This window comes from Variovorax sp. 01N425 (assembly GCF_056399465.1).
In genome coordinates this window covers 267171-283163 of the sequence record NZ_JBFTRJ010000005.1, presented here as the reverse complement: position 1 = coordinate 283163, position 15993 = coordinate 267171, and the positions used below count along the sequence as shown (strand labels likewise).

The following is a 15993-nucleotide window of genomic DNA, read 5'->3' as shown; positions in this document are numbered from 1 at the left end:
CGTCACTGCTCGGCCACATGGCCCGCCTGGACGGCAAGGCCCTTGGCGTGCGGCCGGGCCTGCGGCGCAGCCTGCACCGCCGGACGGCGCAGCAGCCGCAGCGCATAGGCCGCGAGCAGCACCGCGCCCACGGCAAAGACGATGTCGCCAGGCACCCGCATCCACACCAGCGCCTCCATCACGCGGGAGTGCACGAGCTCGGCCGAGCGCGCGAACCACAGCCCCTGCGTGACGCTGGCCCAGGCCTGGTAGATGCCCGCGGGCAGCAGCGACAGGAACACCATCATCGCCAGGCCGATGTTGAGGCTCCAGAACGCCGGCCTGAGCAGCCGGTCGGCATGCAGCTGGCGGTCGTACAGACCGCGCAAACAGAACAGCATCAGCCCGATGCCCAGCATGCCGTAGACGCCGAAGAGCGCGGCATGGCCGTGCGCGGCCGTCATGTTGAGCCCCTGCACGTAGTAGAGCGAGGCCGGCGGATTGATCGCGAAGCCGAGAACGCCGGCGCCAATCGTGTTCCAGAAGCCGACGGCCACGAAGCACATGACGATCCACTTGTAGGCGCCGAGCCAGGGCATGGCTTGCGAACGGCGCCATGTCTGCAGGGCCTCCAGGCCGATCAGCGTCAGCGGCACCACTTCGAGCGCCGAGAACACCGCGCCCACGGCGATCACCGAGGTCGGCGTGCCGGTGAAGTAGAGGTGGTGCAGCGTGCCCAGGATGCCGCCGAACAGGAACACGATGGTCTCGGCGATGATGGCGCGGTTGGCGCTCTCGGTGCGCACCAGGCCCAGGCGCGTGAAGATCAGCGCGACCACGGCGGTGGCGAACACCTCGAAGAAGCCCTCCACCCAGAGGTGCACCAGCCACCAGCGCCAGTACTCGATCATCGAGTAGTGCGTGTGCTGTCCCCACACCAGCGAGGTCGAATAGAAGCCGCCGATGCAGGTGGCCGACAGGAACACCATCGCGATCAGCCCGCGCGATGCCGAAGGCTTGACCAGCGCGGGCCAGAGCGCACGGCCCAGCAGGAACACCCAGAACAGCAGGCCCACGAACAGCAGCACCTGCCAGACGCGGCCCATGCTGGTGTATTCGAGGCCCTGGTTGCCGAGCCAGAAGCTGAAGTCGACGCCGCGGTGCTGCAGCGTGCCGAGCCAGCCCGTCAGCGTCGAGCCGACCACGATGGCGATCAGTGCCCAGAACAGCACGTCGACCCCGAGCTTCTGCAGCCTGGGCTCGCGGCCGGACAGCAGCGGCGCGATGTACAGGCCCGTGGCCAGCCACGCGGTGGCGATCCAGAAGATGCCGATCTGCGTGTGCACCGTGCGGCTCACCACGTAGGGCAGCAGCTTGGCCAGCGGAAGGCCGAAGAACGAATCGCCCTCGACCGCGTAGTGCGCCGTGACGATGCCCATCGCGATCTGCAGCAGCATGAGGCCGATCACCGCGAAGAAGTACTTGCGCGTGGCCTTCATCGAGGGCGTGGCCACGGCGCCCAGCAGCGGGTCCGCCTGGGGCGGCTGCGCCTCGGCCTCGTGCCGCTGGCTGCCGTGCAGCCACAGCATGGCCGCAATGGCCGCCAGCAGCAGGCAGATGCTGACCATCGACCAGACCGCGGCCGAGCTGGTCATGGTGTTGCCCACCAGCGGCTCGTGCGGCCAGTTGCTGGTGTAGCTCAGGCCCGTTTCTCCGGGCCGGTCGGTGGCCGCGGCCCAGGAGGTCCAGAAGAAGAAGGCGGTGAGCGCCTGGCGGTCGGCGCGGTCGGGCAGCGTGCCCGGCGTCATCGCGTACTGGCTGCGCAGCGTGGCGAGCGAGCTGTCGTCGCCGAACAGCGCGTCGTAGTGCGCCGCCACCTCGCGGATCGCTTGCGCCCGGTCGGCCGGCACGGTGATCACGCCGCTGGCTGCGTCATAGGTGTTGCGCCGCATCTGCTCGACCACCGTGGCCGCGAGCGCGCCGCGGTCCGCCGGGCTCAGCGAGTCGAAGTCCTTGCGAAAGGCCTGGGCGTGGCGGTTGCGCAGCGCCACGGCCTCGCGGTGCAGCCAGTCGGCGGACCAGTCGGGCGCGACGTAGCTGCCGTGCCCCCACACCGAGCCCAGCTGCTGCCCGCCGGCCGACAGCCAGACCTGCTGGCCACGCCGGATCTGCTCGCCGGTGAAGATCGGTTCGCCGTCGGAGCTGGTGACCGCGCTCGGGATCGGTGGCGCGGTCAGGTAGATCTGCACGCCCAGGTAGCCGAGCGCACCGAACGACAGCACGAAGATGAAAGCGAGCCAGCGCCACAGCCGGTTGTTGTTGCTCATGATGTTTCCTTCTTGGGAATCCGGATCGGTGGAGGTGCTCAGGCGCCGCCGCATCCACCGCAGCAGCCGCCGCTCGCGTGCGCGTCGAAAGCCGGCACCTTGGTGATGGCCACGCGCCAGACCCAAGGGCCCTGCTCGAGGTAGTTCCATGCGAACCGGTCGGGCCACTGCGACTGGAACTGCGCATACAGCGGCCGGGGATCGTGGTCGTTCACCAGTTCGATGGCGCTGCCGACGTCGAGCGCGGCAAAGGTGGAGAAGATGTGCGCGTGGCGAAAGCGCGGCTCGAGCCTGCGGACATCGACGATGGAGGAGGGTGCGGATTTCATGGGTTTTCCTCGGTGGAAGCGAAGGGATCTGAAAGGTGTATTTCGGATGCACCTATGCTAGGAACGCGCGTGCGGCGCCCCTTGATCTGCATCAACAACAAGAGCGAAGGCAGCGGCGACGCTCGCGGCATGCCTTCTTCTTCTTCTTCTTCTTCTTCCTCTCTTTTCGATCAGCTGCTGCAGGCCGCGGCGGCCCAACCCGAGCCCCAGCGCCTGCTGTTCGTGTTCGCCGAAGCCGAATTGCCCGGCGACGCCGATGCCGCGCAGCGCGCACGTTTCGAGGCGGGGCAGGGCGGCGCGCTGACGCCCGTGGCCTGCGTGGAGAAAAGCCTGCCGGAGCTCAGCACCTTTGCTGCGCTGGTGGCCGAATCGCGCCGCGTGAGCCTGCCCTGGCGCGTGGTGTTCGCGGCCGGGCTGTCCGGCGCGAACGGCCTGCCGCCCTCGCCCGAACGCATCGACAGCGCGCTCGAAGCCATGGTCGAGGGCGTGCGAAGCGGGGCCTTCGGCGGCTATCTCGCGCTCGACGCCGAAGGCCGGGCGGTGCGGTTCGGCTGAGGCGCGCCCCGGCTACTTTCGAACGCCGCGGCGCGCCGCCAGCCGCTCCTGGATCAGGCGGTCCTTGTCCTGCCACTGGGCTTCAATCCACTTGCGGGTGTGCGCGCGGCGGGCCTTGTCGCCCGACGGGCTCGTGCCCAGCAGATGAGGCGGAATGGCGCGCTGGCGCACATCGACTGTCACGGCCTGCACGTTGCCGCACAGCAGCGCCCAGAAGCTCGGCGTTCCTTCGGGGTAGACGATGGTCACGTCGAGCATCGCCTCGAACTGCCCGCCCATGGTGGCCAGCGCCACGCCCAGGCCGCCCGCGCGGGGCTCGAGCAGATGGCGGTAGCTGCTGTTCTGCGCAGCATGCTTGGCCGCGGTGAAGCGCGTGCCCTCGACAAAGTTGATGACGGCCGTCGGCACGCGCTTGAACTTCTCGCACGAGCGCCGCGTGGTCGCAAGGTCGCCGCGACCGGTGCCGCGGCCGCGCTTCATGAACGGAAAGTCGAGCGCCCACCACGCCAGCCCGATGACCGGAACCCAGATCAGCTCGCGCTTGAGAAAGAACTTGAGGAAGGGAATGAGCCCGTGGAAGATGCGCTGCAGCACCAGGATGTCGACCCAGCTCTGGTGGTTGCTCGACACCAGGTACCAGCCGCGCGGGTTCAGGCCCTCGACGCCGCGGACCTGCCATGGCGTGGGGCATGCGCCGGCGATCCATGCGTTGTTGACGGCGACCCAGCCGCCGGCCAGCGCGTTCAGCGCCCGGTCGCAACCGGCACGCACGCGGTCGGCTGGCACCAGCAGCTTCACCAGCGCCGGCGGCACCATCAACGTGAACGCGAGCAGCGTGTTCAGGCCGAGCAGCAGCCCGTTGAGCGCACCGCGCACGGAAGGCATCAGTCGCATGGCGAAAGCTCCGGCGCGCCGCCCAGTTCGCGCGTGTAGCGGCTGGGCGCGGGCCGCGCAGGACCGGCCTTCGGCGCCGTCACCGAACCCACGCTGACGAAGCACAGCGGCTCGTCGTGCCGACCGAGCGCGAACAGGGCGCGCAGTTCGTCCGACTGCAGCGCCTTGCCGCTGGTCAGCGCCGAGCCGTAGTCCAGCGCGGTCGCGGCCAGCAGCATGTTCTGGATGGCGCATCCGGCCGACAGGATGCGCTCGGCGGCCGGGATCTCCGCGTTGCCGGGGCCCATGCGCACGACCGCGAGCATCAGCAGCGGCGCGCGGAAGGCCTTCTCGCGCGCCTGGCCCTGCTGCTCGGGCGTGGCGGCGTCGTCGCGCTGCAGCAGCGCCTGCGCGAACACGTCGGCAAGCCGCCCGCGCTGCGGTGGCGGCACGACGACGAAGCGCCAGGGCACCAGGCCGCCGTGGTCCGGCGCCGAGGCCGCGGCGCCGAGGATCTGCGCGAACTCGGGATGGCCGGGGCCGGGTGCGCCGAGCCGTTTGGGCAGCACGGTGCGGCGCGCCTCCATCAGCGCGGCCAGCTGCCGCGCGCTCGCGGGCGGCTCGGCCACAGCATGGGCCACCGCATTCATCCGCAGCTCCCGAGGTGGCCGCACTGCGTGCAGTAGTCGCAGCCGTCCTTGCGGATCATGGCGTGGGCGCCGCATTCGGGGCACTTGGCGCCCGCCATCGGGGCGGCGGCAGCAACCAGTGACACCGGCACGTCCGGTGCCGCGGGCGCCTGGCCCGCGCGGCGCGCGATCAGCTGCTGGATCGCATAGGCGATGGCGCCCGCTTCGGAGTCGTGCCACATCGGCACCTGGGTGCCGTCGGCCTTCAGGTGGTGGCCCAGGCGCACCGGCCCGCGGTCCCAGGCGACCTTGCGCATGTCGGCGAGTGCGCGTTCGAGAAAACCGCCGCGCGCGGCCAGCGACAGCAGCCGCATGCTCGCGGTGATCCATTGCTGCGACTCGCCGCTCTGGCCCACCGGCATGAAGAATTCCACGGCCCGCTCGCGGCCGTCGGCCAATGGCAGGAACGAAACCACCAGGTAGAGCGTCTGCCGCCCCTGCTGCGTCCAGTACTCGATCTTCTCGGCGACGGCATCCAGCGCGCCCTTCGGCCGGCTCTCGATCATTGCGCGCATCGGATCGGCGGCGGCACTGTCGACGGCGGGGCGGGCCTCCGGCTGCGCTGCTGGCGCGACCTCCAGCACGGCGCCCAGGATGCTGTTGGGCCGGTAGGTGGCCAGGCCCTTGAGGCGGGCATTCCATGCCTGCTGGTAGAGCTCCTTGAAGTCCTCGTAGGGATAGTCGGCGGGCACGTTCACCGTCTTGGAGATGGCGGTGTCGACGAAGGGCTGCACCGCTTCCATCATCGCCAGGTGGCCGGCTGCGGGCATCGACAGGGCCGAGACGAAGTACGGCGGCAGCCGGTCGGTGTCGCCGCCGAGGAAGCGGTACAGGCGCCAGGCGTGGTCCTCCACGTCGTACTCGGTGGTGCTGCCGTCGGCCTCGCGCTTCTTGCGCCGGTAGCTCCACGAGAACGCCGGCTCGATGCCGTTGGAGGCGTTGTCGGCGAACGCCAGGCTCACGGTGCCCGTCGGCGCGATCGAGACCAGGTGGCTGTTGCGGATGCCGTGCATGCGGATCTGCTCCTGCAGCGCCGGGTCCAGGCGGCTCGCGAAGGTGCCGCACGCCAGGTAGCGCTCGGCGTCGAACAGCGGGAAGGCGCCTTTCTCGCGCGCCAGCGCCACCGAGGCAGCATAGGCCGCATCCCGCAGGCAGCGCGCGATGCGCACCGCCATGGCCCGGCCCTCGGGCTGGTCATAGCGCAGGCACAGCATCGCGAGCGCGTCGCCCAGGCCCGTGAAGCCCACGCCGATGCGGCGCTTGGCCATGGCCTCGGCGCGCTGCTGCGGCAGCGGCCAGAAGGTGAGGTCCAGCACGTTGTCGAGCGCGCGCACCTGCAGCGCCACGGCTTCGCCGAAGCGCGCGAGATCGAAGTGCGCCGCACCGCCGATGCCGAACGGATGGTCCACGAAGCGCGTCAGCACGATCGGCCCGAGGTCGCAGCATCCGTACGGCGGCAGCGGCTGCTCGCCGCAGGGGTTGGTCGCCTCGATGTGCTCGCAGTAGCGCAGGTTGTTGTCGTTGTTGATGGTGTCGGTGAACAGGATGCCGGGCTCGGCGAAGTCGTAGGTCGAGCGCATCACCAGGTCCCACAGCTCGCGCGCCGGCAGGCTCCGGTAGACCCAGCTGCCGTCGGCGGTCTGCGCTGCGCCGCGCGCGATCAGCTCGGCGCCGGGCCTGGCGCTGTGCACCAGCGGCCATTCCTCGTCATCCGCCAGCGCACGCATGAACTTGTCGCTCACCGCCACCGATACGTTGAAGTTGTTCCAGCGCCCCGGCGTGCGCTTGGCCGTGATGAAGTCCAGCACGTCGGGGTGGTCGATGCGCAGCACGCCCATCTGCGCGCCGCGGCGCGCGCCCGCGCTCTCCACCGTGGCGCAGGAGCGGTCGAACACGTCGATGTAGCTGCACGGGCCCGAGGCGGTGGAGGCGGTGGTGCGCACCTGCGCGCCGCGCGGGCGGATGCGCGAGAAATCGTAGCCGACGCCGCCGCCGCGGCGCATGGTCTCGGCGGCTTCGCGCAGCGCCTCGTAGATGCCGGCGTAGCCACCGGCGTCCTGGCCCTGGATGCAGTCGCCCACCGGCTGCACGAAGCAGTTGATCAGCGTGGCCTCCAGCTCGGTGCCCGCGGCGCTCATGATGCGGCCGGCGCCGATTGCGCCGGCGCGCAGGTTGGCGAGGAAGCGCGCCTCCCATGGCGCACGTTCTTCCTCGGCTTCGACCGAGGCCAGCGCACGCGCGACGCGCGCGAACAGGGCCTCGGCATCGGCTTCGCCGGGCTTCAGGTATTTTTCGCGCAGCACGTCGCGGCTGATGGGCTGCACGGGCAGCGGCTCCATGTTGCTGGCGTCTTCGCGCTTCATGCCGCGGCCTCCCCGGCGAGGCCGGCCGGGCGGATGCCGCCGAGCAGCCAACGCATCAGGTCGCGCACGGGGCGGATCTCGCTGCCGAAGGGCAGCGTCCCTGCGCCGCGGAAGAACAGGCCGCGGTCGAGGTGGCCTTCCAGTGCGTGCCCCAGTGTCTTGTCGATGCAGAACTGGCCCCAGCTCGGGGTGCCGTCGCGCAGGCCGCAGTGCGCCAGGCAGTCGAAGCGCATGGTGCAGCTCTCCTTCTTGTGCGCCTTGTGCTGCAGCCGCTCCTCCAGCCGCAGGTACTTGTCGAGCCACGGCGTGCGCACCGCGCGCGCGGGCAGGCCCGCCGTGCTGACGAACTCGACGATGTCGGCGGGCTGGGCGTCGGCCAGCACCTGCTTGAAGGCCGGGTGCGCATCGCATTCGGCGGTCACCGCGAACGCGGTGCCCAGCTGCACCGCCGCGGCGCCGATGCCCTGCAGGCGCCGGATGTCCTCGAGGCTGCCAATGCCGCCGGCCGCAATCAGCGGAATGCGCCCCTCGATGCCGGCCGTCTTGAAGAATTCGAGCACCTGCGGAATGGCGACGTCGAAGTCGAAGCGCGGGTCCTGCAGGTCGGCGACCTTGGAGGCGCCCAGGTGGCCGCCCGCGAGCCGGGGATGCTCGATCACGATGGCGTCGGGCAGGCGCCCCTTCTTCTCCCATTTGCGCACCACCAGCTGCACGCCGCGCGCATCCGAAAGGATGGGGATCAGCGCCACCTCGGGATGGTCGCGCGCGAGCTCGGGCAGGTCCAGCGGCAGGCCCGCGCCCACCACCAATGCGTCGATGCCGCAGGCCATGGCGTGGCGCAGGTAGGCCTCGTAGGCGGTCAGCGCCTTCATCACGTTCACGGCGACCAGGCCGCGCCCGCCGGAGAGCTCGCGGGCCCGCGCGATCTCGCGGCCCAGCGCCTCGAGGTTGGCGGCGTCGATGCGCTGCCCGGCGTCCGGCTCGGCGTTCAGGTGGGCCGTGCGGGCCATCAGGTCGGGATGCAGCCGGCGCAGGTCGACGGCCGAGATCGTGCCCATGCCGCCCAGCCCGGCGACGGTGCCGGCGAGCCGGCCGGCCGACACGCCGACACCCATGCCGCCCTGGATGACAGGAAGGCGTTCGACACCCTTGAGGCGCCAGTTGCGCAAGCCCGCATCGCGCGAAAGCGCTTGCAGGGCGACTGCTGTTTCGTCAGAGGATCGATCCATCATGTTCCACATCAGATTGATAGGGGCCGGTGCCGGCCGTGGCGGTTCACTGCACCAGCGGGGAGTCCGCCCCTTCGAGCGCGAGGCCGCGCAGCTCGGCGCGGCCGGCCAGCAGCTGCATGTACTGGTGCAGCGCCTTGGCGCGCGACTGCTGGGCGAGCTGCACCGCGATGCGCGAGCCCACCTCTTCGAAGGATTGCTGCCGCCCCGCATCGCGCGCGAGCACCTCGACGATGTGGAAGCCGTAGCGGCTGTGGACCAGCCGCGGATGCAGGCCCAGCGCGTCGAGCCGTTCGGTGTTGTGGAACAGCTCGGCCGTGAGCTCGTCGGCGCAATCGTCCGGGCCGATCCAGCCGAGGTCGCCGCCGTCGGCGCCGCTCGGGCAGTTGGACAAGGTCCGCGCGAGCTTGGCGAAGCGGCCGGGCGCGGCCTCCCTGTGGCGCAGCTCGAGCAGGGCCTGCTCGGCGCGCGCGGCCAGCGCCGCCACGTTGATGCCGTCCGTCACCGCAAACAGGATGTGGCGTGCATGCACGCGGCGGCCGATGGCGAAGTGCGCGCTGCGCGCCGCGTAGTAGCGGCGGCATTCGTCCTCGCTGGCCGCGGGCACCTCGATCTCCTCGTCGAGCATCTGCTGGATCACCGCCTGCTCGGCCGTGCCCAGGCGCGGCGCAAGGAGTGCATCCGAAGGCGGCAGCAGGCCGCGCGCAACGGCGGCCTGCCGCAGCAGCTCGGCCCAGGCGAGTTCGCGCAGGCTGTATTCGTCCGGACGTTCGCCCGGCAGGTGCAGCGCGACGCCGTTGACCGCCGCGCATTCGCCGGCGCTCACCGGGCCACCCCCGTCGACCTGGCTGCGGCGCCGCTTGGCACGGCCTTGGGCGGCGCATGGGGCGCGGCGCTCGGGGCGGCCGCCGATGCCGGCTTGCGCGGTGCCAGCGCACGGCGGCTGCGCACCACCTGGTAGGGCCGCAAGACATAGCCCACCGTCGCGAAGCCGCTCCAGACATGCACCAGCCGCGTGAACGGGAAGATCAGGAAGATCGACATGCCGAGGAACATGTGGGCCTTGAAAACCCAGCTTGCGCCGTCCAGCAGTTCCACCGCGCCGCCGCGGAAGGTGACGATGCGCTGCGCCCATTCGGCCAGCAGCACCATCATGCTGCCGTCCAGATGCTGCGCCGACAGCGGAATGGTCGCCAGGCCGAGCGCCAGCTGCAGCCACAGCAGCACCAGCAGCACGATGTCGCTGGCCTTGGAGTTGACGCGGATGCGCTCGTCGCCGAGCCGCCGGTGCAGCAGGATCGTGACGCCGGCAAAGCCCAGCAGGCCGGCCACGCCGCCCGAGATCATCGCCATCAGCTGCTTGCTGCCGGCGCCGATGAAGGGCTCGTACAGGAAGTGCGGCGTCAGCATGCCGACGCTGTGGCCGAAGAACAGGAACAGCACGCCCACGTGGAACAGGTTGCTGCCCCAGCGCAGCTGGCCGGCACGCAGCAGCTGCGAGGAGTCGCTCTTCCAGGTGTACTGGTCGCGGTCGAACCGGATCAGGCTGCCGATGAAGAAGACGCTCAGGCAGATGTACGGATAGATGCCGAAGATGAAATTGTCGAGGGCGTTCATATGCGGGCTCCACGGGCGGCGGGCGCGGCCGCCTTGCGAACGATGTGGATGGGCTGCGCAGCGCCGGGCCGGGCCTGGCCCTGCGTGCTGCAGCCGTCGAAGACGATGGGCTCGGCCCAGCTCTCGTCGATCGGCTGGTCATCGGCCACCGCCACCGCTTCGGCCTTGTGGCCGGCCAGTTCGATGACCGCCGCCAGCACGCTCGCATAGGCACTCTCGCGCTTGCGCAGCGCGCTGAAGATGGACGCGAGGATGTGCGCCATCTCGCCGAGGAAGGCACGTGCCACCGCCGGCGGCTGCGTGGAGGCGAACTCGAGCAGCACGCACAGGTGGTCGGGCGCTTCATGGGGGCCGAGCAGCAGCCCCGACTTCTCGTAGGTCTGGACCAGGTCGATCATGGCCGGGCCGCGCTCGCGCGAGTCGCCGTGCACATGCTCGAACAGGTGCAGCGAGGTGCTGCGGCCGCGGTCGAACAGTTCGACGAACTGCGTCTCGGCCTCGATCGGATCGACCGAGACCAGCGCGCGGGCCAGTGCCCGCAGCTCCTTGCGGCGCGCCGGCGACAGCGCCGCTTCGGCGTCGATCGCATCGGCCAGCTGCGGCATGAGTGCGCGCGCCTTCGCATCGGGATAGCCGAGCAGGAGGGCGAGCGCGCGAAGGGTGTGGCGTTGGGTTTTCATCGTTTCGCTCCCGGTGTCAGACCTTGGCGTGGATCGGAATCGTGCGGCGCTTGGCGGCGCCGAACAGGCTGGCCTCGGAGCTGCCGTCGGAGCAGCCGTTGCCGAACGAGAAGCCGCAGCCGCCCTTCATGTCGAAGGTGTTCTCGGCGTACTCGCGGTGCGTCGAGGGGATCACGAAGCGGTCCTCGTAATTGGCGATGGCCATCACCTGGTACATCTCTTCGACCTGCGCGGCGCTGAGGCCCACCTGCGCCAGCACGGCCGGGTCCGCGAAGTCGTCGACGTGCTTGCCGCGCTGGTAGGTGCGCATGGCCAGCATGCGCTCGAGCGCACGGATCACGGGTTCGGTCGCGCCCGCGGTCAGCAGGTTGGCCAGGTACTGCACCGGGATGCGCATCTGCGTGACGTCGGGAATCGCGCCCTTGGCGCCCACATGGCCCGCGTTGGCGGCCGCGGTGATCGGCGACAGCGGCGGCACGTACCAGACCATCGGCAGCGTGCGGTACTCGGGGTGCAGCGGCAGCGCCACCTTCCATTCCATCGCCATCTTGTAGACGGGGCTCTTCTTCGCGCCTTCGAGCCAGGCCTCGGGGATGCCGTCGCGCCGGGCCTGCGCGATCACTTCCGGATCGTGCGGGTCGAGGAAGATGCCGAGCTGGGCCTCGTAGAGATCCTTCTCGTCCGGCACGCTGGCCGCTTCCTGGATGCGGTCGGCGTCGTACAGCACCACGCCCAGGTAGCGGATGCGCCCGACGCAGGTTTCCGAACAGACGGTGGGCTGGCCGGCCTCGATGCGCGGGTAGCAGAAGATGCACTTCTCGGCCTTGCCGCTTTGCCAGTTGTAGTAGATCTTCTTGTAGGGGCAGCCCGAGACGCACATGCGCCAGCCGCGGCACTTGTCCTGGTCGATCAGCACGATGCCGTCTTCCTCGCGCTTGTAGATCGAGCCCGAAGGGCAGGAGGCCACGCACGCCGGGTTCAGGCAGTGCTCGCACAGCCTGGGCAGGTACATCATGAAGGTGTTCTCGAACTGGCCGACCATCTCCTTTTGCACCGCGTCGAAGCTGTCGAGGTTGGCGTCCTTGCTGCGCTTGGCGAACTCGCCGCCGAGGATCTCTTCCCAGTTCGGGCCCCACTCGATCTTCTCCATGCGCTTGCCGGTGATCAGGCTGCGCGGGCGCGCCGTCGGCGGCGCCTTCATCGCGGGCGCCGACTGCAGGTGCTCGTAGTCGAAGGTGAAGGGCTCGTAGTAGTCGTCGATCTGCGGCAGGTTGGGGTTGGAGAAGATGCGCATGAGCAGGCTCCACTTGCCGCCCTGGCGCGGCTCGATCGAGCCGTCGGGCTTGCGCACCCAGCCTCCTTGCCACTTGCCCTGGTTCTCCCATTCCTTGGGGTAGCCGATGCCGGGCTTGGTCTCGACGTTGTTAAACCAGGCGTACTCGACGCCGGGCCGGCTGGTCCAGACGTTCTTGCAGGTGACCGAGCAGGTGTGGCAGCCGATGCACTTGTCCAGGTTCAGGACCATGCCGATTTGCGCGCGTATTTTCATTGGGTACCTCGTTCAGGCCGCGGTCGCGGCGGGCACGGTGGCCACGTCCGCGGGCGTGTCGAGCCAGTCGACCTTGTTCATCTTGCGCACCACCACGAACTCGTCGCGGTTGGTGCCGATGGTTCCGTAGTAGTTGAAGCCGTAGCTCAGCTGGGCGTAGCCGCCGATCATGTGCGTGGGCTTCAGCACGATGCGGGTCACCGAGTTGTGGATGCCGCCGCGCGTGCCGGTGATCTCGGAGCCCGGCGTGTTGATGATCTTCTCCTGCGCGTGGTACATCATCACCATGCCCGGATTGACGCGCTGGCTCACCACCGCGCGCGCCGCAATGGCGCCGTTGATGTTGAACAGCTCGACCCAGTCGTTGTCGACGATGCCGGCGCTCTTCGCGTCGTCCTCCGACAGCCACACCACCGGCCCGCCGCGGTTGAGCGTGAGCATCAGCAGGTTGTCGGTGTAGGTCGAGTGGATGCCCCACTTCTGGTGCGGCGTGATGAAGTTGAGCTGGATCTCCTTGTTGCCGTTGCCGCGGATGTTGTGGATGTCCTTCGTGGTCTTCAGGTCGACCGGCGGGCGGTAGACCGCCAGGCTTTCGCCGAAGGCGCGCATCCACGGATGGTCCAGGTAGAACTGCTGGCGGCCGGTCAAGGTGCGCCATGGAATGAGCTCGTGGACGTTGGTGTAGCCCGCGTTGTAGGAGACCTTCTCGCTCTCGATGCCGCTCCAGGTGGGCGAGGAGATGATCTTGCGCGGCTGCGCCTGGATGTCGCGAAAGCGGATCTTCTCGTCCTCGCGGTAGATCGCCAGGTGCGTGTGGTCGCGCCCGGTCTGCACGCCCAGGGCCTTCCACGCCTTCACGGCCACGTGGCCGTTGGTTTCGGGCGCCAGCTGCAGCACGACCTCGCAGGCGTCGATGTCGGTGTCGATGCTCGGCATGCCCTGCGTGGCGCCGGCATCGGTGACGCGGCCGTTGAGGTTGCCGAGTTCGTCGACCTCCACTTCCGTGTTCCAGCCGATGCCCTTGCCGCCGTTGCCGATCTTCTTGAGCAGCGGGCCCAGCGCGGTGAAGCGCTTGTAGAGGTTGGGATAGTCGCGCTCGACCACGGCGATCTGCGGCGCGGTCTTGCCGGGAATCAGCTCGCACTCGCCGCGCTTCCAGTCGGCCACGCCGAAGGGCTGGGCCAGCTCGGCGGGCGAGTCGTGCATCAGCGGCGTGAGCACCACTTCCTTCTCGACGCCGAGGTAGCCCGGGCACATGGCGCTGAAGGTGCGCGCGAAGCCCTTGTAGATCTCCCAGTCGCTGCGCGCCTGCCAGGCCGGGTCGACCGCGGTCGACAGCGGATGGATGAAGGGGTGCATGTCGCTGGTGTTGAGGTCGTTCTTCTCGTACCAGGTGGCGGTCGGCAGCACGATGTCCGAGTAGAGGCAGGTGGTGCTCATGCGGAAGTCGAGCGTCACCAGCAGGTCGAGCTTGCCCTCGGGCGCCTTGTCGTGCCAGACCACCTCGGTCGGCTTGGCGTCGTCGGGTCCGAGGTCCTTGCCCTGCACGCCGTGCGTGGTGCCCAGCAGGTGCTTGAGGAAGTACTCGTGCCCCTTGCCCGAGGAGCCCAGGATGTTGGAGCGCCACACGAACATGTTGCGCGGCCAGTTCGACGGGTGGTCCGGGTCTTCGCAGCTCATGCGCAGCGTGCCGTCCTTCAATGCCTTCGCCGTGTAGGCCGCGCCGTCGATGCCGGCGGCCTGCGCGTCGCGCGCCACTTGCTGCGGGTTGGTCTGCAGCTGCGGTGCCGACGGCAGCCAGCCCATGCGCTCGGCGCGCACGTTGTAGTCGATCATCGTGCCGGCGAACGCGGCCTTGTCGGCCAGCGGGGACAGCACTTCCTCCATGCCGAGCTTCTCGTAGCGCCACTGGTCGGTGTGGGCGTAGAAGAAGCTCGTGGAGTTCATCTGCCGCGGCGGGCGGATCCAGTCGAGTGCGAAGGCCAGCGGCGTCCAACCGGTCTGCGGGCGCAGCTTTTCCTGGCCCACGTAATGGGCCCAGCCGCCGCCGCTCTGGCCGATGCAGCCGCACATCATCAGGATGTTGATGACGCCGCGGTAGTTCATGTCGCTGTGGTACCAGTGGTTCATGGCCGCGCCGATGATCACCATCGACTTGCCGTGCGTCTTCTCGGCATTGGCCGCGAACTCGCGCGCCACGGTGATGACCTGGTCGCGCGGCACGCCGGTGATCTTTTCCTGCCAGGCCGGGGTGTAAGGCGTGTCGTCGTCGTAGCCGGCGGCCGCCATCTCGCCCGGCAGGCCGCGCGCCAGGCCGTAGTTGGCGGCCTGCAGGTCGAACACCGTGGCGACCAGCGCGGTCTGGCCTTCTGCGCCGAGCGCGACGAGCCGCACCGGCACCGTGCGCACCAGCACGTCGCTTTGCGCATTGTTCGGGAAGTGCTCGCTCTCGATGCCGCCGAAGTAGGGGAAGCCGATCTGCGCGGGCTGGATCGCCGCGGCCGCATCGTCGAGCAGCGACAGCGTGAGCTTTACCTCTGCGCCGTGCTCCGCTTCCTTGGCCTCGAGGTTCCACTGCCCGGCATCGGCGCGGCCGTCCGCGCCCCAGCGAAAGCCGATGGCGCCTTGCGGCACCACCACCCGGCCGTCCTCGGCCAGCGCGACGGTCTTCCATTCGGGGTTGTTCGGCTGCCCGAGCCGGTCGTCGAAGTCCGAGGCCCGCAGGTAGCGGTCGGGCACCATCACTTGTTCGCCCGAGGGCAGGGTGTGCGGCTTGAGCATCACCAGCATCGGCAGGTCGGTGTAGCGGCGCGCGTAGTCGTCGAAGTAGGCGCTGCGCCGGTCGAAGTAGAACTCCTTGAGGATCACGTGGCCCATGGCCATGGCGACCGCGGCGTCGGTGCCCTGCTTGGGATGCATCCACAGGTCGGACAGCTTGGCGACCTCGGAGTAGTCGGGCGTGATCGCGACCGTCTTGGCGCCCTTGTAGCGGACCTCGGTGAAGAAGTGCGCATCCGGCGTGCGCGTCTGCGGCACGTTGGAGCCCCAGGCGATGATGTAGCTCGAGTTGTACCAGTCGGCCGATTCCGGCACGTCGGTCTGCTCGCCCCACACCTGGGGGCTGGCCGGCGGCAGGTCGCAGTACCAGTCGTAGAAGCTCATGCACACGCCGCCGATCAGGCTCAGGTAGCGGCTGCCCGCGGCGTAGCTCACCATCGACATGGCGGGAATCGGCGAGAAGCCGATGATGCGGTCGGGCCCGTGGCGGCGGATGGTGTGGATGTTGCTGGCCGCGACGATCTCGTTGACCTCGTCCCAGCCCGAGCGCGCGAAGCCGCCGAGGCCGCGCACGCTCTGGTAGCTGCGGCGCGTGGCCTCGTCCTGCACGATGGAGGCCCAGGCCTCGACGGGTGCGAGCGTCTTGCGCGCTTCGCGCCACGCCTTGAGCAGCGCGCCGCGCACCATCGGGTACTTGACGCGGTTGGCGCTGTACAGGTACCAGCTGTAGCTGGCGCCGCGGGCGCAGCCGCGCGGCTCGTGGTTGGGCATGTCCCAGCGGGTGCGCGGATAGTCGGTCTGCTGGGTTTCCCAGGTGACGATGCCGCCCTTGACGTAGATCTTCCACGAGCAGGAGCCCGTGCAGTTCACGCCGTGCGTGCTGCGCACGATCTTGTCGTGCGCCCAGCGCGTGCGGTAGGCGTCCTCCCAGGTGCGGTCTTCGCCGGTGACCTGGCCATGGCCGTCGGCGAAGGATTCGCGCGGCTGCGCGAAGTAGGTCAGGCGGTCGAGAAAGTGGCTCATCG

Annotated in this window: 12 protein-coding genes; 1 reads left to right on the top strand and 11 read right to left on the bottom strand. The window is 69.4% G+C overall.

Annotated elements, in window-relative coordinates; all coding sequences use genetic code 11:
* Positions 1–2: 2 nt before the first annotated feature.
* Together AC1DSC_RS11220 and AC1DSC_RS11215 are read right to left on the bottom strand one after the other, a co-directional pair.
* Positions 3–2306, bottom strand: a complete 2304-nt coding sequence (locus AC1DSC_RS11220) for a nitric-oxide reductase large subunit (protein ID WP_020610603.1) — start codon at positions 2304–2306, stop codon at positions 3–5.
* Between the two features lie 38 nt (positions 2307–2344).
* The gene (locus AC1DSC_RS11215; RefSeq protein ID WP_018906029.1) at positions 2345–2635 is read right to left on the bottom strand and encodes a DUF2249 domain-containing protein; all 291 of its coding nucleotides are present in this window, start codon (positions 2633–2635) and stop codon (positions 2345–2347) included.
* Positions 2636–2704: 69 nt separating this feature from the next.
* Between AC1DSC_RS11215 and AC1DSC_RS11210 the strand changes: the two genes are divergently transcribed.
* Positions 2705–3190: a ribonucleotide reductase subunit alpha gene (locus tag AC1DSC_RS11210; protein ID WP_478131816.1), complete on the top strand. Its 486-nt coding sequence runs from the start codon at positions 2705–2707 to the stop codon at positions 3188–3190.
* Positions 3191–3202: 12 nt separating this feature from the next.
* Here the strand turns inward: AC1DSC_RS11210 and AC1DSC_RS11205 are convergent, their stop codons facing one another.
* Genes AC1DSC_RS11205 through AC1DSC_RS11165 form a run of 9 tightly spaced genes read right to left on the bottom strand, consistent with a single transcriptional unit; the run spans position 3203 to position 15991 of the window.
* Positions 3203–4084, bottom strand: coding sequence for an acyltransferase (locus AC1DSC_RS11205; RefSeq protein ID WP_230537896.1), 882 nt, complete (start codon positions 4082–4084; stop codon positions 3203–3205).
* Entirely contained in the window at positions 4075–4713 is a 639-nt protein-coding gene (locus AC1DSC_RS11200) for a nitroreductase family protein (protein WP_018906032.1), read from the bottom strand. Before AC1DSC_RS11200 ends, AC1DSC_RS11205 begins: the two co-directional genes overlap by 10 nt.
* Positions 4710–7115, bottom strand: a complete 2406-nt coding sequence (locus tag AC1DSC_RS11195; protein ID WP_018906033.1) for an adenosylcobalamin-dependent ribonucleoside-diphosphate reductase — start codon at positions 7113–7115, stop codon at positions 4710–4712. The genes AC1DSC_RS11200 and AC1DSC_RS11195 overlap by 4 nt, the downstream gene beginning before the upstream one ends.
* On the bottom strand, positions 7112–8344 hold the full coding sequence (locus AC1DSC_RS11190; RefSeq protein ID WP_049809398.1) for an NAD(P)H-dependent flavin oxidoreductase: 1233 nt from the start codon (positions 8342–8344) through the stop codon (positions 7112–7114). The genes AC1DSC_RS11195 and AC1DSC_RS11190 overlap by 4 nt, the downstream gene beginning before the upstream one ends.
* Before the next feature lie 46 nt (positions 8345–8390).
* On the bottom strand, positions 8391–9170 hold the full coding sequence (locus tag AC1DSC_RS11185; RefSeq protein ID WP_018906035.1) for a peptidylprolyl isomerase: 780 nt from the start codon (positions 9168–9170) through the stop codon (positions 8391–8393).
* Positions 9167–9961 (bottom strand): respiratory nitrate reductase subunit gamma, encoded by a 795-nt coding sequence (narI, locus tag AC1DSC_RS11180; protein WP_049809397.1) that lies wholly within the window; start codon positions 9959–9961, stop codon positions 9167–9169. Before narI ends, AC1DSC_RS11185 begins: the two co-directional genes overlap by 4 nt.
* Complete coding sequence (gene narJ / locus AC1DSC_RS11175; protein WP_018906037.1) at positions 9958–10641, bottom strand: nitrate reductase molybdenum cofactor assembly chaperone; 684 nt, start codon at positions 10639–10641, stop codon at positions 9958–9960. The genes narI and narJ overlap by 4 nt, the downstream gene beginning before the upstream one ends.
* A 16-nt stretch (positions 10642–10657) precedes the next feature.
* Positions 10658–12190: a nitrate reductase subunit beta gene (narH, locus tag AC1DSC_RS11170; protein ID WP_026284171.1), complete on the bottom strand. Its 1533-nt coding sequence runs from the start codon at positions 12188–12190 to the stop codon at positions 10658–10660.
* A gap of 12 nt (positions 12191–12202) precedes the next feature.
* Positions 12203–15991, bottom strand: coding sequence for a nitrate reductase subunit alpha (locus tag AC1DSC_RS11165; RefSeq protein ID WP_018906039.1), 3789 nt, complete (start codon positions 15989–15991; stop codon positions 12203–12205).
* Positions 15992–15993: the final 2 nt, after the last annotated feature.

Coding starts and splice junctions, on each gene's coding strand:
- AC1DSC_RS11220 (WP_020610603.1), bottom strand. CDS start 2,306: ATGAGCAACAACAACCGGCTGTGGCGCTGGCTCGCTTTCATCTTCGTG.
- AC1DSC_RS11215 (WP_018906029.1), bottom strand. CDS start 2,635: ATGAAATCCGCACCCTCCTCCATCGTCGATGTCCGCAGGCTCGAGCCG.
- AC1DSC_RS11205 (WP_230537896.1), bottom strand. CDS start 4,084: ATGCGACTGATGCCTTCCGTGCGCGGTGCGCTCAACGGGCTGCTGCTC.
- AC1DSC_RS11200 (WP_018906032.1), bottom strand. CDS start 4,713: ATGAATGCGGTGGCCCATGCTGTGGCCGAGCCGCCCGCGAGCGCGCGG.
- AC1DSC_RS11195 (WP_018906033.1), bottom strand. CDS start 7,115: ATGAAGCGCGAAGACGCCAGCAACATGGAGCCGCTGCCCGTGCAGCCC.
- AC1DSC_RS11190 (WP_049809398.1), bottom strand. CDS start 8,344: ATGGATCGATCCTCTGACGAAACAGCAGTCGCCCTGCAAGCGCTTTCG.
- narI (WP_049809397.1), bottom strand. CDS start 9,961: ATGAACGCCCTCGACAATTTCATCTTCGGCATCTATCCGTACATCTGC.
- narJ (WP_018906037.1), bottom strand. CDS start 10,641: ATGAAAACCCAACGCCACACCCTTCGCGCGCTCGCCCTCCTGCTCGGC.
- narH (WP_026284171.1), bottom strand. CDS start 12,190: ATGAAAATACGCGCGCAAATCGGCATGGTCCTGAACCTGGACAAGTGC.
- AC1DSC_RS11165 (WP_018906039.1), bottom strand. CDS start 15,991: ATGAGCCACTTTCTCGACCGCCTGACCTACTTCGCGCAGCCGCGCGAA.